19 protein-coding genes and 1 pseudogene are annotated in these 24,854 nt (G+C 41.5%); 14 read left to right on the forward strand and 6 right to left on the reverse strand.

The window, feature by feature from the left end; genetic code table 11:
* Positions 1–46: 46 nt before the first annotated feature.
* The 6 genes from DTA23_RS12665 to DTA23_RS12690 form a co-directional block, all read right to left on the reverse strand.
* Positions 47–1,591, reverse strand: a complete 1,545-nt coding sequence (locus tag DTA23_RS12665; RefSeq protein ID WP_239468765.1) for an alpha-N-arabinofuranosidase — start codon at positions 1,589–1,591, stop codon at positions 47–49.
* Between the two features lie 10 nt (positions 1,592–1,601).
* On the reverse strand, positions 1,602–2,750 hold the full coding sequence (locus tag DTA23_RS12670) for an aldose epimerase family protein (protein ID WP_112374964.1): 1,149 nt from the start codon (positions 2,748–2,750) through the stop codon (positions 1,602–1,604).
* Positions 2,751–2,844: 94 nt separating this feature from the next.
* A complete protein-coding gene (locus DTA23_RS12675; protein WP_112374965.1) occupies positions 2,845–4,545 on the reverse strand; it encodes a sodium:solute symporter family transporter in 1,701 nt (566 codons plus the stop codon).
* 69 nt (positions 4,546–4,614) lie between these two features.
* The gene (gene araA / locus DTA23_RS12680; protein WP_070570341.1) at positions 4,615–6,117 is read right to left on the reverse strand and encodes an L-arabinose isomerase; all 1,503 of its coding nucleotides are present in this window, start codon (positions 6,115–6,117) and stop codon (positions 4,615–4,617) included.
* Between the two features lie 37 nt (positions 6,118–6,154).
* Positions 6,155–6,847: an L-ribulose-5-phosphate 4-epimerase gene (locus DTA23_RS12685; RefSeq protein ID WP_070570140.1), complete on the reverse strand. Its 693-nt coding sequence runs from the start codon at positions 6,845–6,847 to the stop codon at positions 6,155–6,157.
* A gap of 17 nt (positions 6,848–6,864) precedes the next feature.
* Entirely contained in the window at positions 6,865–8,553 is a 1,689-nt protein-coding gene (locus DTA23_RS12690; protein WP_112374966.1) for a ribulokinase, read from the reverse strand.
* Between the two features lie 331 nt (positions 8,554–8,884).
* Between DTA23_RS12690 and DTA23_RS12695 the strand changes: the two genes are divergently transcribed.
* From DTA23_RS12695 to leuB, 14 genes and pseudogenes are all read left to right on the forward strand, one after another.
* Complete coding sequence (locus DTA23_RS12695; RefSeq protein WP_070570142.1) at positions 8,885–9,589, forward strand: NUDIX hydrolase; 705 nt, start codon at positions 8,885–8,887, stop codon at positions 9,587–9,589.
* 145 nt (positions 9,590–9,734) lie between these two features.
* Positions 9,735–10,385: a hypothetical protein gene (locus tag DTA23_RS12700; protein ID WP_070570144.1), complete on the forward strand. Its 651-nt coding sequence runs from the start codon at positions 9,735–9,737 to the stop codon at positions 10,383–10,385.
* Positions 10,386–10,753: 368 nt separating this feature from the next.
* Positions 10,754–12,256, forward strand: coding sequence for a F0F1 ATP synthase subunit beta (gene atpD, locus DTA23_RS12705; RefSeq protein ID WP_070570146.1), 1,503 nt, complete (start codon positions 10,754–10,756; stop codon positions 12,254–12,256).
* 21 nt (positions 12,257–12,277) lie between these two features.
* Positions 12,278–12,526, forward strand: coding sequence for an ATP synthase F1 subunit epsilon (gene atpC, locus DTA23_RS12710; RefSeq protein ID WP_070570148.1), 249 nt, complete (start codon positions 12,278–12,280; stop codon positions 12,524–12,526).
* A gap of 398 nt (positions 12,527–12,924) precedes the next feature.
* Positions 12,925–13,815 (forward strand): branched-chain amino acid transaminase, encoded by an 891-nt coding sequence (locus DTA23_RS12715; RefSeq protein ID WP_112374967.1) that lies wholly within the window; start codon positions 12,925–12,927, stop codon positions 13,813–13,815.
* On the forward strand, positions 13,799–15,499 hold the full coding sequence (ilvD, locus tag DTA23_RS12720) for a dihydroxy-acid dehydratase (RefSeq protein WP_070570151.1): 1,701 nt from the start codon (positions 13,799–13,801) through the stop codon (positions 15,497–15,499). Before DTA23_RS12715 ends, ilvD begins: the two co-directional genes overlap by 17 nt.
* A gap of 117 nt (positions 15,500–15,616) precedes the next feature.
* Positions 15,617–17,359: a biosynthetic-type acetolactate synthase large subunit gene (gene ilvB / locus DTA23_RS12725; RefSeq protein WP_070570153.1), complete on the forward strand. Its 1,743-nt coding sequence runs from the start codon at positions 15,617–15,619 to the stop codon at positions 17,357–17,359.
* An 8-nt stretch (positions 17,360–17,367) separates the two neighbouring features.
* Entirely contained in the window at positions 17,368–17,958 is a 591-nt protein-coding gene (ilvN, locus tag DTA23_RS12730; protein WP_070570155.1) for an acetolactate synthase small subunit, read from the forward strand.
* Between the two features lie 14 nt (positions 17,959–17,972).
* The gene (locus DTA23_RS12735; protein ID WP_236560296.1) at positions 17,973–18,437 is read left to right on the forward strand and encodes a DinB family protein; all 465 of its coding nucleotides are present in this window, start codon (positions 17,973–17,975) and stop codon (positions 18,435–18,437) included.
* A gap of 45 nt (positions 18,438–18,482) precedes the next feature.
* Positions 18,483–19,964, forward strand: a complete 1,482-nt coding sequence (ilvC, locus tag DTA23_RS12740) for a ketol-acid reductoisomerase (RefSeq protein ID WP_075994367.1) — start codon at positions 18,483–18,485, stop codon at positions 19,962–19,964.
* Between the two features lie 134 nt (positions 19,965–20,098).
* Positions 20,099–21,496 (forward strand): 3-isopropylmalate dehydratase large subunit, encoded by a 1,398-nt coding sequence (leuC, locus tag DTA23_RS12745; RefSeq protein ID WP_075994368.1) that lies wholly within the window; start codon positions 20,099–20,101, stop codon positions 21,494–21,496.
* 10 nt (positions 21,497–21,506) lie between these two features.
* Entirely contained in the window at positions 21,507–22,097 is a 591-nt protein-coding gene (leuD, locus tag DTA23_RS12750; RefSeq protein WP_075994369.1) for a 3-isopropylmalate dehydratase small subunit, read from the forward strand.
* Positions 22,091–23,569, forward strand: a complete 1,479-nt coding sequence (locus DTA23_RS12755) for an ATP-binding cassette domain-containing protein (RefSeq protein ID WP_112374969.1) — start codon at positions 22,091–22,093, stop codon at positions 23,567–23,569. The genes leuD and DTA23_RS12755 overlap by 7 nt, the downstream gene beginning before the upstream one ends.
* A 176-nt stretch (positions 23,570–23,745) precedes the next feature.
* Positions 23,746–24,820 (forward strand): annotated as a pseudogene (gene leuB / locus DTA23_RS12760) (3-isopropylmalate dehydrogenase).
* The last annotated feature ends 34 nt before the right edge of the window (positions 24,821–24,854 follow it).

Here is a 24,854-nt window from a genome sequence, read left to right on the forward strand (position 1 = left end):
GCACAAATAGGGTAACACGACATGACAACCCTATCAAAATTAGCTGTTATATTAATTCCAATACAATAACTGAAAATGCAGGAATGTCCACTTCAATTGTACCATTTACAACCTTTGCCTTATTGTACACAACAGGTGCAATTGTTGCGGGTTTCTTAAAGGAATTATAATCGCGTAGGTTGTCCGCGGTAAGTATTCGACCTGTTACTTTTCCAGCTTTCACCGAACCCAAATCTACCTTTACCTTATTATTCTTTTTCGGATCAATATTTACTAAGGAGATATGTGTACGACCTTGCTGATCTTGAGAGGCTGAAACCGACACGGCCGGAATTTTTTCTTGGTTAAATTCAAAATCCGTTGATTGAAGGGAAATAGGAATTAACTTGGCATCCTGATGTACCTTATACATTTCCATCACATGATAAGTCGGCGTCAAAATCATATTCTTTCCTTCTGTCAGGATAACAGCTTGCAATACATTCACGGCTTGGGCAAGATTGGCCATCTTCACCCGGCGAGCATGATTGTTAAAGATATTGAGTGTCATTCCTGCAATCATGGCATCACGCATGGTATTTTGTTGGTAGAGAAAGCCCGGATTCGTGCCAGGTTCTACCGCATACCAGCCGCCCCATTCGTCTACGATCAGATCCACCAGTCCTTTCGGATCATATTTGTCCATGATGGCGATATTCTTTTCCACGAGCTCATTCATAAACCAAGCTGATTTCATGGTTTTAAAATACTCCTCCTCCGAATATTGCGTTGCAGAGCCCTTGTCGTCCCAGTTGATCACGGCATAGTGATGAAGTCCCATGCCTTTCATCAAACCACTTGGAATTTTCTTCATCAAAGTCTCCGTCCAATTATAATCGGCACTATTGGCTCCCGAGGCGATTCGATACAAACCGCTTCCATTGGTCCAGTCCGACATAAACGTGGCGTATTTGCGGTAGATGTCTGTATAGTAATCGACAGTCATATTTCCGCCACAGCCCCAGGCTTCATTTCCTACGCCCCAGAATTTCACCTTCCAAGGCTCTTGCCGACCATTTTTTCGTCGCCAATCCGACATGGGGCTCTCGCCTTTAAAATTCACATATTGAACCCAGTCGGCAAGTTCCTGCACCTCACCGCTCCCCACATTTCCCGCCAGATAAGGCTCTGCACCCAACAATTCACACATATTGAGAAAATCGTGTGTACCAAAAGAGTTATCCTCTGTCACGCCTCCCCACCAATTGTTTACGATAGCAGGACGCTGGGCTTTGGGGCCAACGCCATCCTTCCAATGATACGTATCGGCAAAACATCCTCCTGGCCAACGCAAATTGGGAATATTCAACTTCTTAAGAGCTTCGATGATATCTTTCCGGACGCCGTCAGCATGGGGAATCGAATCATTTTTCTCACCGACATAAAATCCATCATAAATACAGCGTCCCAAATGTTCGGCAAAATGTCCATAGATATGTCGACTTATAATCTGCTCCTGCTGTGGTGTTTCCAATCTTACACTACTCTGTCCATACAGTAATCCAGTGGCCAGCGTAAAAACAACGCCTAATTTTAATCTTAGCTTCATCATATCGATTTTATTATTTCACACTAAATTGATAGGTTGTCTTTGAACTATATTTTTCGCCAGGTTTTAACACCGTTGACGCAAAACTGGGGTGATTTGGTGCATCTGGAAAATGTTGTGTCTCCAAGCAGAAGGCAGAACGGAATGGATACACTTTTCCCTCTTTCCCTTTAGGATCCGAATCCTTCATAAAATTACCGCTGTAAAACTGCAAGCCTGGTTCGGTTGTGTAGATGTCCATTTCAATACCTGTCTTGGTAGCATACACCTGTGCGACCTTCTGGAAACCATCCTTCTTGTTGAGTTCAAAATTATGGTCATAGCCCTTTCCAATCTTCAGTTGAGCATTTTGATCTTCAATACGAGCGCCAATGCGTGTCGGTTTGGTAAAATCGAATGCGGTGCCCGCGACAGGCAAGCTCTTTCCTGTTGGGATCAAGGTATTATCAACTTCGGTAATTGCCTTTGCATCAATCTGAAGTTCATGATCCAAAATAGAAGAATCTCCGGCTCCATTGAGGTTAAAATACGCATGGTTGGTCAGATTTAAGACCGTCTCTTTATCTGTTGTCGCCTGATAGGCTATGGCCAAAGCACCATTGTCCTCCAGGGTGTAGGTAACCTCCATCTTGACCGTTCCTGGATACCCCGCTTCTTTATCAGGTGAGGTATAGGCTAATGTGATTGATGTATTAGTGCTACTAACAACATCCCACACCTTATTGTAAACGCCATTGGTACCGCCATGAAGTGAGTTCTCGCCATCATTCTTTTCCAACGTATACACCTCACCATTCAGTTTAAATGATGCTTTCCCGATCCGGTTACCATAACGCCCTACAATGGCGCCGTAAAAATTATTATAGTTATCCTTGTATTCTTTGGCCGAATCATAGCCCAAAATCACATCAGTCGCTTTACCGTTCTTATCCGGGACTTTTAAACTCACCAGACGTGCACCATAATTTGTCAACGTAATGGCGAGTTTGTCGTTCTTGAGCTGGAACAGTTTAACTTCTTTACCATCAATCTGACTGTCGAAAGCAGGGCTGGAAGTAGAATCAGCCATCGTTGCTGCTTGCTTATTTTGAGTTGATGAAGATTGGCAGCCATAGGCCAATGAAGCACAAGTCAACAAACCAATAATAATTTTCTTATTCATCTGTAATTAAGTTTTACCCCATCGGTCTGATGGAGGCTTCCTAATTTTCATTAGGAATGGTTCATAATTTTTTAATTATTCAAATGGCAACATTCTACCAAAAACGCACGTAGATAGCGGTCACCAACAATAAAGTCACAACAATTAATGCCAATACGGATGGTTCTACTTTAAACATCGACCGATCCAATACAAAAGCTTTTGGATTAACCTTTGGTCCAAATAAGCTCACAGCAATCATAGCAATCATTGTAAATACAAATGCGAGTCCCATACATATTTGGAATGGTATTTCATAAACGCCCGCTTTGTTGAGATATGCCGTATAGATCCATGTCTCTGGTCCGAAAACCTTTGTTGCAAACTCATTGAAAAATATAGACAACGCAAATCCCGTAACAAGGCCTGTAATGGCGGCTGCACCTGTCGTCCTTTTCCAAAACATTCCTAGCAAAAACATCGCAAAAACACCTGGGCTGATGAAGCCTGTATATTTTTGGATAAAAGTAAATCCGCCGGCACCACCGATGCCCAGCGCATCATTCCAGGTAAACAAAACAGAAAGTAGAATAGAGATCACGATGGTTATCTTTCCAACCCACACCATTTTTGCTTCGCTCGCATCTTTATTGATGTATTTTTTAAAGATATCCAATGTAAAGATCGTTGCGATACTATTGGCCTTTCCGGCCAATCCGGCCACAATAGCCGCTGTAAGCGCCGCCAGCGCAAGCCCTTTCATTCCATTGGGCAGATAGCCCAATATCGCTGAATATGCATTATCGGCGTGAAACACTCCTCCAGGAGCCATTTCGTGTTGTAACGCACCATTTTTGTATAGCACATAAGCGGCTATCCCTGGAAGCATAACGATAATTGGCATAAACAATTTTAGAAATCCCGCAAAAAGAATCCCTGTGCGTGCAGTCTTTAGATCGGCTCCCAAAGCGCGTTGTGTGATGTATTGATTACAACCCCAGTAATTTAGGTTGACAATCCAGATTCCGGCAAGGTACATTCCTATTCCAGGCAGCATCAGATACTTATTGATATCTTCCTGACTAGCTCCTGGCCCTGGTTTATCGACAAATAGGTTAAAATGCTCCGGCGAATCTTCCATCAATTTATTGAATCCAGCCAAGGCGTCTTGTCCCAAACCAAAATGTTCACTGACCAAGGTCAATGCCACATAGGTCGTCGCTATACCGCCAATAATTAATACAACAACCTGAATAACATCTGTAAAACCAATAACACGCATTCCCCCCAGCGTAATGATGACGGCAAATACGGCTAAAGCAACTGTAATGGTGTGGAAGCTGTCGCCACCTCCGGCCATACTCGAAATGGCAATTGCCCCGAGATACAGGATAGATGTCAGATTGACAAAAACATACAAAAACAACCAGAAGATTGCCATGATGAGACTCGTCGTTTCATTGTATCGGTTGTTCAAAAACTGAGGCATCGTGAAAATCTTGTTTTTCAGATAGACCGGAATAAACCAAACCGCAACAATAATTAACGCTACCGCAGCAATGAGCTCGTAAGCAGCTACAGCAATACCAACCTCAAATCCATTGCCGCTCATGCCAATAAACTGTTCAGCAGAAATATTCGATGCGATCAATGAAGAGCCTATGGCCCACCAGGTCAGTGATCCTTCTGCCAGAAAGTAGTCCTTGCTGCTGCTTAAACTATTCGTCTTTTTACGATAAATCCAATAGCCATAGCCGGCTACAATAAAGAAGTAAATTACGAAGATGATGTAATCTACCGTTGCAAATTTTTCCATATTTCCCAAATTGGTTATTATCAATAAGCCATTTATACCGCGAAGAACAGGTATAAATGGCTTAGGTTATTATTTACCCAGTAAATAATAGAGTTCATTCCATTTCAATTGGTCTTCGAGTCTTGCTACCGTAGTGTCCTCGTCGATCAATACATATTCTAAACCCGCCATACGTGCAAAATCTTCCAGGTATTCGGGTGTTAAGCTCAAACTGTAGGCAGTATGGTGCGCACCCCCAGCCACAATCCAGGCACTGCAACCTGTTTTCATATCGGGCAGCGGTTTCCATAACACCCGTGCGACAGGAAGTTTAGGGAGTTCTTCTTCTACAGCAACACCTTGTACTTTGTTCACGATCAAACGGAAACGCGTTCCCATATCGACCAAAGAAGCATTCAATGCATCACCACTTTGGCCATTAAAAACCAAGCGAGCAGGATCTGCCTTGCCGCCAATGCCTAGTGGATGCACTTCTATTCGTGGTTTTCCAATTGCCAATGCGGGGTCCACTTCCAACATGTGTGAGCCAAGTACCATGGGATTCTGCGGATCAAAATGATAGGTGTAGTCTTCCATAAATGCCGTCGTACCCGGTAATCCTGCTCCCATTACTTTGCAAGCACGCACCAAAGCCGGCGTCTTCCAATCCCCTTCACCGGCAAAACCATACCCCTCAGCCATTAAACGCTGTACCGCCAGGCCCGGAAGTTGTACCATGCCATGCAGATCCTCAAAAGTATCCGTAAAACCTTTAAAGTCTCCTTGTTCCAAAAACTTCCGTAGGCCAATTTCTATCTTAGCAGCTTCGATGAGGTTAGCACGATATTCACCGCCAGCTTTCACATTTTCGGCTAGCTCATAAGTTGCTTCGTACTCTGCTAATAATGCCGCGATTTCCGCTTCAGTGCTCGCATTAATCACCTCCACTAGATCCCCAATGGCATAGGTGTTTACAGCGAAACCAAATTGCGACTCTGCCTCCACTTTATCGCCATCTGTAACAGCCACATAACGCATATTGTCACCGAAGCGTGCAAATTTGGCTCCTTGCCAGTCATGCCAGCCTGCGGCTGCACGCGCCCAAACATTAATCCGTTCCAATACTTCCGCATCTTGCCAATGGCCAGTGACGACTTTACGCGCTATTTTTAAGCGGCTAACGATATGTCCAAATTCACGATCCCCATGCGCACTTTGGTTAAGGTTCATAAAATCCATATCGATACTATGCCACGGGATATCCTGGTTGTACTGCGTATGCAGATGCAACAATGGCTTTTGCAACGCTTTTAATCCTCGGATCCACATCTTTGCAGGTGAAAAGGTATGCATCCAAGTAATGACCCCAATACAATTTTTTTCACTATTGGCGGCTGCCAATGTTGCATAAATCTCGTCTGTATTTTTTACGATCGGTTTATATTTTACCGCTACCGGAATCACCGCTTGGGTATCTAAATAATGGGCTATTTCTTCAGCATGTAGGGCCACTTGTCGCAAGGTCTCTTCACCATAAAGGTCTTGGCTTCCCACGACAAACCAGACTTCAAGCTCTTTTAAATTGATATTCATGTAAATTGTAGTTTTTGCTATAGATTTTTTATTAAAATTATTGACCATAATAGGCATTGGCCCCATGCTTCCGCTCGTAATGCTTTTTGACCAGCGCAGACTTTAATCGAGGTGCATTCGGGTTGATCTGTTCTGTCAACCAAGCCATTTTCGCCACCTGTTCCAACACCGCACTGTTATAGACAGACTTTATTCCGGTTTTACCCCAAGCAAACGGCGCGTGGTTGCCAACCAGAATCATTTCCACTTCTTTATAGTCCAGCTTATTTTCGACAAAGTGATTGATAATTTGAAACCCCGTTTCATGTTCGTAGTTTCCGGCGATCATCTCATCGTGCATTGGTGGGGCACAAGGAATATCGACGGTCAAATGATCGGCATGTGTCGTTCCAAAAATGGGAATATCCCGCTGTGCCTGTGCCCATGCTGTCGCATAGGTGGAGTGTGTATGTGTTATACCGCCAATCTCTTTCCACTGTTTATACAATAGGGCATGGGTTTTCGTATCTGATGATGGCCGAAGATTACCCTCAACCACATGACCATCAAAATCTACAATCACCATATGTTCCGGTGTAAGCTCCTCATAAGGGACCCCACTGGGTTTAATGGCAAAAACTTCATGGTGACGGTCAACAACACTCACATTTCCAAATGTAAAAAGCACCAATCCCAGCTGGGGCAATTGCATATTGCAATGGTAGGCTTCTTCTTTAATTGAATTATACATGATTAAAATTTGAATGGTTAAACAGTAATGGCGAGCGATTCCTTTCCTTCGACAAAAGCACCCAGCGCTTTGTAATGTTCATAACGCTCGGCATAAATGGACACCCATTTTTCCTCAGGGATATAAGTCCGTTCAAAACCTTGCCCCATTGCCTTCATGGCATCCTCGACCCGGTTATATAAACCAGCTGCTGTTGCGGCAAACATGGCTGCGCCAATGGCACAAGTCTGTTCACTTTTATGAATACGAATAGGCATATTCATCACATTGGCCATCATTTGCATAATAAAAGGTGATTTTTTTGCAACTCCGCCTAAACCGATTAAGCCTTTTACAGGAATACCCTGCTCCACGAAACGGTCAACAATAGCCTTTGCACCGAAACAGGTCGCTTCGACAATCGCTCTGAAGATCCGCGGCGCATCTGTTCCGAGGTGTAAGCCTGTGATCGCCCCTTTCAAGGATTGATCCGCATCCGGAGTTCGGCGGCCATTGAGCCAATCTAAAGCTAATTCTGATGTTTCTGTTACGGGAAGTAATGCCGCCTGCTCACTTAGACTGACCAATAGTTTCTCTTCCAACGCTGCGATCAATTGTTCGCGCGTTCGTTCATCGATCTCTTCAACATCTTGTATCAAATTTTTCGTTGGCCATAGCAACACCTGTTTCAGCCAGGCGTAAGCATCTCCAAATGCCGACTGACCAGCTTCCATACCTATCATTCCTGGTATAATGGAACCGTCTACCTGACCACAGATTCCCCTGACCAACGTATGCTGTACCTCCTCTTTTGGAGCAACTAACATATCACAGGTTGATGTCCCCATCACCTTACTCAGATAATAGGGCTCAATTTGTCCTCCAACTGCACCCATGTGGCAGTCAAATGCACCTACACCAACAACAACTGATGTTGTAAGACCTAATCGTTGCGCCCATTCTTCCGAAAGCTGACCTGCAGATTGATCAGCAGTGTAGGTTTCTGAAAACAGGCGATCAACCAAACCATCCAACAATGGGTCAAGTGTTGAAAAGAAAGAATTTGGAGGTAGGCCGTCAAATTCTTCAGCCCAAAGCGATTTATGCCCCGCTGAACAAACCCCACGCTTCATAGCAGACACCTGTGTTCCCCCTGTCAATAGAAAAGGAATATAATCACAATGCTCAACCCAGCTATATGTGGCGGCACGGACCTTTTCATCAGCCCTAAAAACATGAAGTAATTTGGCCCAGAACCATTCCGAAGAGTATACTCCGCCCACATACTTCAAATAATCCACCGAACTATTTTGATTGTGCAGGTTAATTTCTTTGGCCTCTCCAACAGCTGTATGATCTTTCCATAAAACAAACATGGCATTGGGGTTGTCTTTAAACTCGTCCAACAACGCCAATGGAACCCCGGCTGCGTTTACGGCAACTGGAGTAGATCCCGTTGTATCCACGGAAATTGCTTTTACAGCTGCGCCAATATTGTCGATTTCCGATTTGAGCAAACAATCTTTTATTGTTGCTTCCAAGCCTTCGATATAATCCAACGGGTGCTGTCTAAACTGACTTAAAGCAGCATCACAATACGCCCCTCTTTTCCAACGCGGGTAGTAAAATACAGAAGAAGCTATCTCCTCGCCATTGTTAGCATCAACCAATACCGAACGGACCGAATCACTTCCATAGTCCACCCCAATGACATACGATTTATTCATTTTTGCTGAATTTGGTTTATAACTTATAATTGTCTCTAACGCCTTATTCTTCAATCCCCCCCTTTCTGAAGTTCGCCTTGAAAAAATAATTAGTGTCAAATAAACATTTATTTTTTTAAATATGAAAGAAAATTTTCATATTTAAAAAATAGAGCTAACTTCATAGCAGCAAATTATGGTTAACCCGAATTCCTGATATAGGGGTATAAATGCCTTTTAAAGGGATGTATCAGACAATTATTATACTTATTTTTAGCTATTTACTTTTTTACATAGTTTTGCTCGTGGAATAAATGGGGTGGTGTCAGATAAAAAGATAAAACGATAGACGATGGAATATTATAAAAAAGATTCAGGGATCCTTTTGGCAGTTGACTGTATCATATTTGGATTTAACGGCGAATCCCTTGAAGTACTTTTAATTAAACGTGATTTCGAACCAGAAAGAAATAAATGGAGTCTGATGGGTGGTTTCGTTCAATCTGACGAAAGTCCGGAAGAGGCCGCGAGCCGAGTACTCAAACAGCTAACAGGACTTGAAAATGTATACATGGAGCAATGTAGTGTATTCGGCGAACCTAATCGGGAACCTAGCGACCGGGTTGTCAGTATCTGTTATTTTGCATTGATTGACACACAGCAATATAAACATATCCTAAGCGACGATTACGAAGCCCAATGGTTTCCATTGCGGGAGCACCCAACACTGATCTTCGATCATGATCAAATGATCGCTTCGGCACAACACCGTCTACGCATGAAAGCGGCTTTGTATCCGATATTATTTGAACTGCTGCCCGAGAAATTCACGATTCCCCAAATTGCAGCACTTTATGAGGGTGTTTACAATATTGAGTTGGACAAGCGGAATTTCAGCCGAAAACTGCTTTCCTCAGACCTCATCATCAAACTGGAGGAAAAGGATAAGGAAAATTCAAAAAAAGGAGCCTACTATTTCAAACTAAACACGGCGATCTATAAGGAAAAGATCATGTCCTTTTTACGGTATTTGCCAAGTTGGTCGATCGAATCATAATAAAGTGACGGAAAATCAGGTATGTATTGGAATATATTTCACTTAACATTTTCGTTTTTTCAATAATTCCTTATATTTATCACAGGTATATCCTGGTTTTGCAATTTGGATAGGCTGGATTAACGCATTTTATAAAATAAACAACATGAGCAAATTGAGATTAGCATTTATATTCTTTACAATTTTATTTATTTCATCACATACATTACTGGAGGCACAAACTCCTACTGCGGCTCCCGCCACTACAGCAGCACAACAGGATAATGCTTTCAAGTACAGTCCGGATGGATTAAAAAAAGGAAGTTTGGCAAATCAATTTGACCACCTGAATTATATTTCGAAAAACAACTATGATTTCAAGATGGTGCGAAAAACCAATCTGGATATTGTGAAACGAAATGTCATAGATACCGTAGCAAAACTCCACAAGGAAATCAGCTCTTTAAAATCATCTTCAAGCAACTATACATCCAATACCAAAACTTTGCAAGATTCTATTCAGGTTTTAAAAGATCAGCTGGCGCAGGAGAAGGAAAAAACAGAAAGTTTTTCTTTCTTGGGCATCAATACCTCTAAAACTTTTTACAATACAGTTGTTTGGACGATCATTGCGGTATTGGCCGTAGCAGCATTTATCTTTTTATTTTCTTATCGGAAAGCGAAAGTGGACACGGTGGAATTCCAAAAGACAGCGGAGCAATCGCAAGAAGAATTCGCTACGTTCCGTAAAAAATCCATGGAAAAGGAACAGCTGCTCAAGCGCCAGTTGCAGGACGAACTAAATAAAAAAATATAGTCCTGCTTCTCATAAAATAGCATATTTATTTTGATCGACCTGTAACGACTCCTTGAGGTACTCCGTTACAGGTCGATTTTATTTCATCAGGTACCATTCCTCAAAACAAACAAAAGATTCAACGAAGTAATGCAGTAAACTTCAAAAATACCTAGCCGAATAAAAGAGAAAAACTATATTTGCAGGTATAGAAATCGAAACATACAGAATTACAATCGATAACATTTTGACCTACATTAATAAAATTGTAATTTAATTGCAAATTCTATTTGTTTTTAAAAACGAATAACCTTATTTTTGCTGACCAAAAAAGAGGCCTTTTATGTCTCTTATATAAAATTGATTAATAAATATTTAGTCCCTATAATATGCCCAAGATTGGTAAAATAGCGCAGATTATCGGCCCAGTTGTTGACGTCAACTTCGCCGACAGTGAAAATCTACCTAAAATTTACGATGCATTGTACATTCAAAAAGAAAATGGACAACGTGTTGTATTAGAAGTTCAACAACACTTAGGTCAGGATCGTGTACGTACAATTGCCATGGACGCAACTGAAGGTTTAGTTCGCGGAATGGAAGTTGTCGATACTGGTGCTCCTATCAAAATGCCTGTTGGTGAAGAAATCAAAGGTCGTGTATTCAATGTAGTTGGTGATGCCATAGACGGGATCCAAAATTTGAATAAAGAGAATGGTCGTCCTATCCACAACGTACCTCCTAAATTCGAAGATTTGTCAACTGAATCCGAAGTACTTTTTACTGGTATCAAAGTTATTGACCTTTTAGAGCCATATGCTAAAGGTGGTAAAATTGGTTTATTCGGTGGTGCCGGTGTAGGTAAAACTGTATTAATCCAAGAATTAATCAACAATATCGCAAAAGGTCACGGTGGTCTTTCTGTATTCGCCGGTGTAGGTGAACGTACACGTGAGGGTAATGACTTATTGCGCGAGATGTTGGAGTCTGGTATCATCAAATATGGTGAGCACTTTATGGAAGGCATGGAAAAAGGCGAATGGCCTTTGGAAACTGTTGACCACGAACTGATGAAAGATTCAAAATGTACTTTCGTATTCGGTCAAATGAACGAGCCTCCTGGGGCACGTGCACGTGTTGCTTTATCAGGTTTGACAGTAGCGGAATACTTCCGTGACGGTGATGGCGAAGGTCAAGGCCGTGACGTATTATTCTTCATTGATAACATCTTCCGTTTTACACAAGCAGGTTCTGAAGTATCTGCCCTATTGGGTCGTATGCCTTCAGCCGTAGGTTACCAACCAACATTGGCAACTGAGATGGGTTTAATGCAAGAGCGCATCACTTCAACTAAAAACGGTTCAATCACTTCGGTTCAAGCCGTATATGTACCTGCCGATGACTTAACTGACCCTGCTCCAGCGACAACTTTCGCTCACTTGGATGCAACGACAGTATTGTCTCGTAAAATTGCTGAGTTAGGTATCTACCCTGCTGTGGATCCTTTGGATTCTACATCACGTATCCTTTCTCCTGCCGTTTTAGGTAACGAACACTATAATACTGCACAACGTGTAAAAGAAATTCTTCAACGTTATAAAGAATTACAAGATATCATCGCCATTTTAGGTATGGACGAATTATCGGAAGAAGATAAATTAACAGTACACCGCGCACGTCGTGTACAACGTTTCTTATCTCAACCTTTCCACGTTGCAGAACAATTTACAGGTTTAAAAGGTGTATTGGTAGACATCAAAGATACCATCAAAGGTTTCAATATGATCATTGACGGTGAAGTAGATGAGTACCCTGAAGCTGCCTTCAACTTAGTCGGTAACATTGATGATGCTATCGAAAAAGGTAAAAAATTATTAGCAGAAGCAGTTTAATCTAGATTATATCTAAGAATAATGAAGTTAACAATTATCACTCCAGACAAATTAGCATTCGAAGGCGAAGTAACATCCGTTACTGTACCGGGCACTGCGGGTTCTTTTCAAATTTTGAAAGACCATGCTGCCATCGTTTCTACTTTGGAAGATGGAAAAGTAATTATTCAACAAGGTAAAGGTGAACAGGAAGTGTTCATTAAAGGTGGTGTTGTGGAAGCAAAAAACAATGTCATTACCGTGCTTGCTGAAGGAATTATCGGAGATTAAATCAAATCGATTTTATAAAATCTAAAAAGCTTCCGATAGAAATATCGGAAGCTTTTTTTTTAAAGTTTTTTTGACATTTTCTTCATTTTAGGAAGAAAATCAACCATTGTAACAAAAAATAATTTTTCAACCGTGTAGACCAATTTTAAATATGGTATGCGACTAACAAAATATAAAACCGAATAAAAGGCATTATTAAAAAATAAAATTTCATAAAAACACACCTAATGAAATTTTATTCTAAATACAAAATTAGCACTTTACCTATTGCCAATTATTGTAATTCCTGCTACCTTGAGGAAATGAAAATCGAAAGTTTTTATAGAAGCTCGAGATAGCATGATTTACCACCAATATTACAACAAAGGGAACTACTATCATCAGGTAAATTTTGGGTTATGAAATATTACGATAAAAACACATTGATCTATTTAGATGGAGCTTTTGTAAAAGCTTCCGAGGCTGCATTGGATCCCTTTGCACAGTCATTGCATTATGGGTATGCGGTGTTCGATGGTTTACGTGCGTATAACACCCACAATGGACCACGTATCTTTAAAGCTGACAAGCATTTCGATCGCTTAAAGAGATCATGTGAAGCCGTTAATATCCCCTATCGCTGGAGCAACCGAGAGCTGATCGACATCTGTTATGAGCTCTTGGCCAACAACAACCTAAGAGAAGCTTATATACGTCCTTTGGTATTGACTGGTTCAAATATGCATCTCACCTCATCAACCGAAGCAACCCTCATGATGGCAGCATGGGAATGGGGTCCATATCTTGGTCAAAACCTATTAAAGGTATGTATCTCTGATATCAAAAGACCCAATCCAAAATCCTTTAAAATTGACTCGAAGATCTCTGGGCAGTATGTTAACTCCATTCTTGCGACAACAGAAGCCATCAGGAAAGGCTACGACGAAGCTTTAATGCTCGACCACGAAGGCTACGTTGCCCAAGCATCCAGTGAAAATATTTTCATCGAAAAGGATTTCAAAATCTATACGCCGCCAGCGAAGAATATCTTTCCGGGCATTACACGCCAGACGGTAAAAAACATTTGTAAAAAATTAAACTTCGAAGTCATTGAAAAGCAATTGACGGTAGAGGATATTTACACTGCTGACAGCGCTTTCTTATGTGGAACTGCGGCAGAAATTATCGGAATCAAACAAGTCGATGATGTCATCTACAAAGAAGCCTGGGAACACAGCATAGGTGCATCAATCCAAAGAAGATATAAAAATTTAGTATTAGAGAACGAAAATTATGAAGTCATCATCTAACGGCGAAAACACAATGAACAAATACAGCCGTACATTTACACAAGACGAAACGCAACCTGCTGCAAAAGCAATGCTTTATGGTATCGGTCTTACAGATGCCGACATGGACAAAGCACAGGTCGGTATTGCCAGCATGGGATATGATGGTAATACGTGTAATATGCACTTAAATGATTTGGCACAAATCGTCAAGAAGGGCGTTTGGAACAATGAGTTAGTGGGTTTGACCTTTGGAACTATTGGCGTCAGTGACGGTATGAGCAATGGTACCGATGGAATGCGTTATTCGTTGGTAAGCCGTGATGTGATCGCTGATAGTATCGAAACGATCTGTGGCGGACAATATTATGATGGCTTGATCTCTATTCCTGGCTGTGACAAAAACATGCCTGGTGCTATTATGGCCATGGCCCGTTTGGACCGTCCTTCTCTAATGGTATATGGCGGTACCATCGCTCCAGGACACTATAAAGGTGAAGAATTAAACATTGTGTCTGCATTTGAAGCATTGGGACAACGCATCTGCGGAAATCTTTCCGATGAAGACTATGAAGGCATTATCAAACATACCTGCCCTGGTGCTGGTGCTTGTGGCGGAATGTATACCGCAAATACCATGGCTTCGGCAATTGAAGCCTTGGGAATGAGTTTACCCTACTCATCTTCCAATCCGGCGATCTCGGAAGAAAAGAAAAATGAATGTTTAGAAGCAGGTCGACATATCCGCACGCTGCTTGAGAAAGATATTAAACCCTCTGATATCATGACACGTAAAGCATTTGAGAACGCGCTACGTACCATTGTTATCTTGGGTGGGAGTACCAATGCTGTACTTCACTTTATTGCAATAGGCAAAGCCGTAGGCGTAGACATCACGCAAGACGACTTCCAACGCATGAGTGATGAAACCCCTGTATTAGCTGACTTTAAACCGTCGGGTAAATACTTGATGCAAGATCTTCAGCAATTTGGCGGAACACCTGCTGTCATGAAATATCTTTTAAATGAAGGTTTATTGCATGGTGACTGTATCACGGTAACAGGAAAAACGGTCGCTGAGAACTTGGCGGATGTTAAATCAATCATGGAATATGATCAACCGATTATCAAACCCTTGAGCGATCCAATCAAAGCTACAGGACACTTACAAATTCTTTACGGGAACTTAGCAGAGAAAGGTTCTGTTGCTAAGATCTCCGGCAAAGAAGGTGAAAAATTCACTGGTCCTGCACGCGTATTCGATGGAGAGCATGATTTAGTAGCGGGCATCGCATCTGGTAGAATCAAACCAGGAGATGTAGTGGTGATCAAAAATGAAGGTCCTGTTGGAGCGCCAGGCATGCCTGAAATGCTTAAACCAACCTCCTTGATTATTGGTGCTGGCCTTGGTAAATCTGTTGCTTTAATCACCGATGGCCGTTTCTCGGGTGGTACACATGGTTTTGTCGTCGGACATATCACACCAGAATCTTACAAAGGCGGATTGATCGGTCTTGTAAATGATGATGACATTATCGAGATCGATGCGGTAAATAACAGCATCAATGTGCTGCTTTCCGATGAAGAGATTGCGCAACGCCGTGCCGCTTGGGTACAACCAGCGTTAAAAGTTAGCAAAGGAGTTTTATACAAATACGCTAAAACTGTTGCCGATGCATCAGAAGGCTGTGTAACGGATCAGTAGAAAATAAAAAACAGAGACATTAAGCAAATACAGACCTAAACAATCGACGCTTAATGTCTCAGATCTAATATCTAAATACTAAAAGACTGAATAATCAACAATAAAAAAATCAACGTAATGAGTACACTGGAAATAACAGAAAATAAGGCCGCTACAGCGCAGCAAACTCCGACACAAATTTCGGGATCGAAAGCTGTATTGGAGGCCTTATTGAGCGAAGGAGTTGATACCGTATTTGGTTATCCTGGAGGCGCAATTATGCCGATCTATGATGCCCTTTATGATTATACGGATCGTCTGAAGCATATTTTAGTGCGCCATGAACAAGGTGGAATCCACGCGGCGCAAGGTTATGCAAGAACTTCAGGTCGTACAGGCGTCGTCTTTGCGACAAGTGGCCCTGGAGCAACAAACCTAGTTACTGGACTGGCTGATGCCATGATCGATAGTAACCCTATCGTCTGTGTCACAGGCCAGGTCTTTGCTTCACTTTTGGGAACGGATGCTTTTCAGGAAACAGATGTCATCAATATCACGGCACCTGTCACCAAATGGAACTACCAAGTCACCGACGCAACTGAAATTCCAGCCGCACTCGCAAAAGCATTTTATATTGCCAGCACAGGTCGTCCAGGACCGGTATTGATCGATATTACCAAAAATGCACAGCTACAATTGTTCGATTACTTCGGTTACGAAAAATGCAGCCATGTACGCAGTTACAGACCTGCACCACAAGTTCGTAAAGAATATGTTGAGCAAGCTGCAGCGTTAATCAACGATGCAAAAAAACCATTTGTTCTTTTTGGACAAGGCATCATTCTTGGAAAAGCAGAGGAAGAATTCAAAGCTTTTATCGAGAAAACTGGCATTCCTTCGGCATCGACTGTCATGGGGTTAAGTGCACTTCCAACGGATCATAAACTTCACGTCGGGATGCTGGGTATGCATGGCAACTATGCGCCAAATGTCATGACCAATGAATGTGATGTTTTAATAGCCATCGGCATGCGTTTCGATGACCGTGTGACAGGTCGTTTGGACAAATATGCCAAACAGGCAAAAGTAATCCATTTGGATATAGATCCCGCAGAGATTGACAAAAACGTACAAACAACCGTACCTGTATGGGGCGATTGTAAGGAATCACTTCCCATGCTGACGGAATTAGTAAATGCCGCAGATCACTCCGCTTGGTTGGAACAATTCCGTGAACTTGAAAAAGAAGAAATCAAGGAAGTCATCCAAAACGAACTTCACCCACAAACCGATATTATGACCATGGGTGAGGTCATCCATGTGTTGAATGAATTGACAGGCGGTGATGCGATCATTACAACGGACGTCGGTCAACATCAAATGGTCACTTGTCGCTATGCTAAGTTCAACAACAGCAAATCGAATGTAACCTCCGGGGGTTTAGGAACGATGGGCTTTGGTCTTCCGGCAGCAATCGGTGCCTGGTATGGCGCGCCAGAGAAAACTGTCGTAGCAATCATCGGTGATGGTGGTATACAAATGACGATCCAGGAGCTGGGAACAATTATGCAATTTGGTGCAAAAGTCAAAATCATGATCCTCAACAATGAGTTCTTGGGCATGGTACGCCAGTGGCAGCAATTGTTTCATGACAAACGTTATTCATTCGTGAATATCACGAGTCCTGACTTTGTTGCTGTTGCGAAAGGCTATTACATCGACGGTCAGAAGATTTCGGAACGTAAAGACTTACGTAATGCACTGAAAACCATGATTGATCACGACGGAGCATATCTATTGGAAGTGATGGTAGGTAAGGAAAACAATGTATTTCCAATGGTTGCACAAGGAACATCGGTATCTGAGATACGTTTAAAGTAGAATTTGACATGGAAAAACAAGAATATACCATCACCCTATATACAGAGAATTCAATCGGTCTTATCGGTCGAATCTCAACCATTTTTTCAAGAAGAAAAATTAATATTGAAAGCTTGAATACTTCCCCTTCTGAAGTAGAAGGGATACATCGTTTTACCATCGTCATCACGGAGGCTGAAGATGTTCTGCGTAAGCTTTGTCGTCAACTGGAAAAACAGATTGATATCCTCAAGGCCTATTACAATACCAATGATGAAGTGATCTGGCAAGAACAGGCGCTCTATAAAGTGCCTGCGGATGTTGTGAATGAAAAGGTATATGTAGAACGTTTATTGCGTCAATATGGTGCCAATGTTGTTGTGATCCGCAACGACTATATCGTCTTTGAAACTGCAGGTCACCGTGAGGAGATCGATAAGTTGACAGAAGAATTGACCAAATATGGTTTGATCGAATTTGTCCGTGGCGCACGTATCGCCATCATTAAAGATAGCGCAGGTTTCCACTCCAAATTGGTTCAGTTTGAAGCCAAGGAACCATCGATAGAAATTGTAGAGAACGAGTATCTCGACAAAAGAGATGATGTATTTACAATGTAAGCTTTAAAAGTATTATGCAAGAGACATTTAAATTTATCTTAAAGTCACGTCAAAAATTCATTGAATTACTTGACGGTCTTTCCATTGAACAGCTTAACAAAATTCCCACGGGATTTAACAATAATATCATCTGGAATTTTGCCCACATTGTCGTCAGTACACAGACCTTAGTCTATGTCCGTACAGGTATTAAAGCCGACACGACCTGGGTAAAATATAATGAAGATTATAAAAAAGACACCAAGCCAACCCGCTTTGTTGAACAAGCAGAGGTTGATGAATTGAAAGAAATCGCAATCCGCAGTATTGAGCAAATTGCTGCTGACTATGAACACGGTGTTTTCGGAGAAATCACCTCCTTTTCAACAGCAACCTATGGCTATCCAATGGATACCATCGAAGAAGTTATTGCCCTGACATCAGGTCACGATAACGTTCATTTCGGTTACGCCATGGCGCAACGCAGATTAGTACAATAATTAAAATAAATAATCAACAACCCATAACAGAAAGAAAGTAAAACAATGGCAAATTATTTCAACACCTTACCGCTTAGAGAGCAGTTAGAACAATTAAGTCACGCTGAATTCATGGACAACACTGAATTCACAGATGGTGTAAATGCTTTAAAAGGTAAAAAAATCGTAATCGTAGGATGTGGTGCGCAAGGCTTGAACCAAGGTTTAAACCTAAGAGATAGCGGACTGGACGTTTCTTATGCTTTGCGTAAAGAAGCTATTGAACAAAAAAGAGATTCTTGGAAAAACGCTACGGACAACAACTTTAACGTAGGCACTTACGAAGAATTGATCCCATCTGCGGATTTAGTTATCAACTTGACTCCAGATAAACAACATACTTCAGTAATCAACGCTGTCATGCCGTTAATGAAAGAAGGTGCTACATTATCGTACTCACACGGTTTCAACATCGTTGAAGAAGGTATGCAAATCCGTAAAGATATCACTGTCATCATGGTTGCTCCAAAATGTCCAGGTTCTGAGGTTCGCGCAGAGTACCTTCGTGGTTTTGGTGTTCCTACCTTAATCGCTGTTCACCCAGAGAATGATCCGCAAGGAAAAGGCTGGGCTGAAGCAAAAGCATACTGCGTAGGAACAGGTGGACATAAAGCCGGTGTATTGAAATCTTCATTCGTAGCCGAGGTAAAATCAGATTTAATGGGTGAGCAAACGATTCTTTGTGGATTGTTGCAAACAGGTTCGATCTTATCTTTCGACAAAATGATCGAGAAAGGTATCGAAGCTGGTTACGCATCCAAATTGGTACAATACGGTGTAGAAGTTATCACTGAAGCCTTGAAACATGGTGGCGTAAGCGGTATGATGGACCGTTTGAGCAATCCTGCAAAAGTAAAAGCCTTTGAGATCTCTGAAGAATTGAAAGATATCATGCGTCCTTTATTCCAAAAACACCAAGATGATATCATGTCAGGTCACTTTAGCAAGACCATGATGGAAGACTGGGCAAATGGTGATGCGAATTTATTGAAATGGAGAGCCGAAACAGGTGAAACTGCATTCGAAAAGACACCTGCTGGTGATGTTAAAATCAACGAACAAGAATACTTTGACAACTATACACTGATGGTTGCTTTCATCCGTGCAGGTGTTGAATTGGCATTCGAAACAATGGTTGAAGCAGGTATCAAACCAGAATCAGCATATTATGAATCATTGCACGAAACACCATTGATCGCTAACACAATCGCTCGCAAGAAATTGTTCGAAATGAACCGTGTTATCTCTGATACAGCAGAATACGGTTGTTACCTATTCGACCAAGCTTGTAAACCTTTGTTGGCCGACTTCATGAAAACTGTTGATACTGATCTCGTAGGTAAAAACTTCAATGAAGGTAGAGATGCTGCAGTTGATAACGCACAATTAGTTGTCATCAATGAAATTCTACGCGATCACCCTGTAGAAATCGTCGGTCGCAAATTGCGCAAAGCGATGACTGCAATGAAAGCCATCAAAACTGTTTAAAAGTCCATACGAAATTATACATGCTCCAAAAATCATGAATATTTCGTAATTTAGTATATCGAAATCAAGGTGATATTGAGACATTTGCAATATCACCTTGGTTCATATAAAAATAACATAAGAGAGATTAAAAAATGTCAAAAACATTAGTAGAAAAGATTTGGGATGCGCACGTCGTCAAGCGTGAAGAAGGGTTTCCGGATATTATATATATCGACACCCACTTGATTCATGAAGTTACTTCACCTCAAGCTTTCGATGGCTTGCGTAAAAGAGGAATCCCAGTTTTTCGTCCAAAGCAAACGGTAGCTACTGCCGACCACAACGTACCGACACTCAATCAACATTTACCGATCAAAGAAGAGCTATCCCGTTATCAAGTTGATATGCTCACCAAAAATTGTGCTGAATTTGGTATTGAATTATATGGTTTAGGACATCCATACCAAGGGATTGTACACGTTATTGGTCCGGAGCTGGGTATCACCCTACCAGGTAAAACGATGGTCTGTGGCGATAGTCATACCTCAACACATGGTGCTTTTGGAGCTATTGCTTTTGGTATTGGAACCTCTCAGGTTGAACAGGTCTTCGCAACACAATGTTTGTTGCAGTCGAAGCCAAAAACAATGAAAATTGAAGTCAACGGTACCCTTCAAAAAGGTGTTGGAGCAAAAGATATCATCCTATATATCATCTCTAAAATCTCTGCTGCGGGCGGTACAGGTTACTTTATTGAATATGCTGGTTCAGCAATCCGTTCTTTAAGCATGGAAGCACGTATGACCATTTGTAATATGAGTATAGAAATGGGTGCACGTGGAGGCTTAATTGCTCCAGATCAGATCACTTTCGACTACGTAGAAGGCCGTGAATTCGCACCGAAAGGTGAAGAATGGGATAAAGCCCTAGCGTACTGGAAAACATTGTATTCTGACGAAGATGCCATCTTTGATAAAGTGTTGACTTTTGATGCTGCAGACATTGCGCCAATGATTACTTATGGTACCAATCCAGGCATGGGTATGGGTATTGCGGAGCATATTCCAGCAACTAGCGCACAAGCGGAATCAGAAAGACCATCGTACCAAAAAGCATTGGATTACATGGGCTTCAAAGATGACTCAACAGTCTTAGGCAACCGTGTTGATTATGTGTTCATCGGAAGTTGTACCAATTCCCGTATTGAAGATTTACGTGAAGTAGCTTCATTCGTTAAAGGCAAGCAAAAAGCACAAGACGTTGAAGTATGGATTGTACCGGGCTCAAAACAAGTAGAAAAACAAGCTAAAGAAGAAGGCTTGGATAAAATATTTGAAGCGGCAGGATTCCAGTTACGTGAACCAGGATGCTCGGCATGTTTAGGTATGAACGAAGATAAAATCCCTGCTGGTAAATATTGTGTTTCGACTTCAAATAGAAATTTCGAAGGGCGTCAGGGACCGAATGCCCGCACCATGCTGGTATCTCCTTTGACAGCAGCAGCTGCGGCAGTAACAGGTAAAGTAACAGATGTAAGAGAGTTGATCTAAGCAGAAAAAAATGAAAAAATTTGAAACTTTAACGTCACAGGTAGTCCCTCTACCTATCGAAAATATTGATACCGATCAAATTATACCCGCACGCTTTCTAAAAGCAACTACGCGCGAAGGTTTTGGTGATAATTTATTCCGCGACTGGCGTTTTGATACAGACAATCAGCCCAAAACTGACTTTGTATTGAACAACCCAACCTATACAGGAAAAATATTGGTTGCCGGTAAAAACTTTGGTTGTGGTTCAAGCCGCGAGCATGCTGCATGGGCTATTCAAGACTATGGTTTTGACGTGGTCATCAGCTCATTCTTTGCCGATATATTCAAAGGAAATGCCCTTAACAATGGTGTATTACCGATTCAGGTACCCGAAGAGTTTTTGGCAAAAATTTTCGAATTGGTGCACCAAAATCCGACAACAGCGATTATCGTTGATCTTGAAAAACAAACAGTCATGTTGACAGAGACAGGTGATCAATTTGAGTTTGAAATCAATCCATACAAAAAATCATGTTTGATCAATGGATATGATGACATTGATTTTATCCTTAACCAAAAAGATTCAATCGAAGCATTTGAAGCAAACAGACAATGGTAGATCCTGTCGTCCATATTGCCAATTTAACCATTCAGTACGGTAAAGATACCGTACTGCACGACTTAAATTGGCAAATTTTTCCTGGCGAGCAATGGATCTTAGGCGGTCCGAGCGGTACAGGAAAAACCACACTTGCAAAAGCGATTGCCGGGCAATTGAAGTATGAAGGCGAGATCACATTCCACCTTGATCCAACGAGCCCACTGCCGGCAAAAATTCATTACGTTTCCAATTGGTTTCAATTTACCAATCTTGAAGGCGATCGCAATTTCTATTACCAACAGCGCTACAACAAATTTGCAAAAAACGATACATTAACGGTTTTTGCTGAGTTGAAACATTTTGCGCAAGAAGAACAGCTTTCTTTTGAAAATGTACGTTCTTACCTGAACATTTTCGGATTCGAAAATTTCAAAGATCAGCAGTTGATTGAACTTTCGAGTGGCGAACACAAGAGGCTGCAATTGATTAAAGCTCTGTGGCTTCAACCTCAGGTGCTCATTATCGACCAGCCTTATACAGGACTAGATGCACAGTCTCGGGAAGATCTCAATCAGATTTTCGATCAGCTTGCGGATAAAGGGGTCACCTTGTTGTTGATCAGTAATGATGACGAACAACCGGATTGTATCAATCGTTTTGCGGAAATTCAGGAAGGTAAAATCAGGATTCGCCAACGGAGTGAAGAGCTATCCAAAGGCTTGCCCCGAACAAGAAAGGCGCTGCCTTATTTTCTACAACAGGCTCCTCAGGTATCCGCCCAGGTCATGGTAAAAATGAACAAAATCAATATTTCATACGGCGAAAAACAAGTCTTAAAGAATATTGACTGGGAAGTAAAAGCCGGTGAAAAATGGTTGCTACAAGGGCATAATGGTTCAGGAAAATCAACTTTGCTTAGTCTCATCAACGGCGATCATCCACAGGCTTACGCTAATGACATCCATCTTTTTGGCAAAAAAAGAGGATCTGGAGAAAGTATTTGGGATATCAAAGAACATTTGGGTATTATATCGCCAGAATTGCATTGGTACTATGATATGAATGCCAACGTTGGGCAGACGATTGCTTCTGGATTTTTTGATTCCATGAGCCTATACCAGCGATTAGGGTTTGAACAACAGCAAAAGCTCGAGCAAATTCTCCATTTTTTTGACCTTAAAGAGGTTAAACACAAAACCTTGGGGTCGTTACCATTAGGCCAACAACGTTTGGTCCTATTGGCTCGCACGATCGTGAAACATCCAGAATTGCTGATTTTGGACGAACCTTGTCAGGGTTTAGACCAAGAGCAGACCCAGTATTTCAACGACGTCATCGATGACCTCAGTAAAAGTGGCCAGACGCTCATTTATGTAGGTCACTTCCAAACCCAGCTACCAACGTGCATTGACAATAAAATCGTGTTGGAAAAGGGAGAAGTAAAGGCTATATCCGAAGTTATCCACAAAAAAGAAACTTTATCAACATAAAAATTGTGGAAAACTTCAATTAATTCGAAAATAAGAACAAAAAAATAAAAAGAGAATCAAGATATCGGAAAACACTGGAAATCAAAAGTCAAAAATAAAGATAACTCAATAGGCTTTAGGCCTATTTTCCAAAGTTTCAATAGACCTATCTCTGATAGCTCAATATTAAAAATACAATGAAGAAAAATATTTTAATCATACCTGGAGATGGCATAGGCCAAGAAGTAACAACTTGGGGTAAAAAAGTTTTAGAAAAAATAGGTGAAAATTATGGTCATGAGTTCAGCTTTGATGAAGCTATCATGGGCCATACTGCAATTGAAGCGACAGGCAACCCGCTACCTGATGAGACATTAGCTAAAGCAAAAGCTTCTGATGCGATCCTTTTCGGCGCCATTGGCCATATTAAGTATGATAATGATCCTTCTGCTAAGGTAAGACCTGAACAAGGCTTGTTGAAAATCCGTAAAGAACTAGGTCTTTACGCAAATCTTCGTCCAATCCTTTTATTCGATGAGTTATTGGATGCTTCGAGTTTAAAGCCCGAAATTCTTCAAGGTACAGATATTCTTTTCTTCCGTGAACTGACAGGTGATGTCTATTTTGGTGAGAAAAATCGCAATGAGGATAATACCTTTGCTTCAGACTTGATGAATTATCACCGTTACGAGGTTGAGCGTATCGCACGTAAAGCTTATGATGCAGCACGTACGCGTAACAAAAGACTATGCTCTGTTGATAAAGCCAATGTATTGGAAACATCCCGCCTGTGGAGAGAAGTTGTCCAGGAAATCGCAAAAGGAATATCCGGATGTTGAAACCGAGCACATGTTTATCGATAATGCGGCCATGCAATTGGTGAAAAATCCAAAGAAATTCGATGTGGTATTGACAGCCAATCTTTTTGGTGATATCCTGACAGACGAAGCGTCACAGATCGCAGGCTCGATGGGTATGTTGGCTTCTGCTTCCGTAGGTGATGGCACAGGCTTCTTCGAACCTATCCACGGCTCTGCACACGATATCGCTGGTCAAAATAAAGCAAATCCATTGGCTTCAATTTTATCTGCTGCCTTGATGCTTGATATTAGCTTTGGTCTACAGGAGGAAGCTAAAGCGGTTACCAATGCTGTTGCAGAAACATTAAAAGCTGGTTGGAGAACCGGTGATATTGCCAACAGCAGCACAGAAGCTTCAAAAATCTTAGGTACTCAGGAAATGGGTGAAAAAGTATTGGATTTTATTAAATAGTATACCCTTTTTAATTTGTAAATCTTTTGAATTA

It is taken from the genome of Sphingobacterium multivorum, from assembly GCF_900457465.1.
Taxonomy (GTDB): domain Bacteria; phylum Bacteroidota; class Bacteroidia; order Sphingobacteriales; family Sphingobacteriaceae; genus Sphingobacterium; species Sphingobacterium multivorum.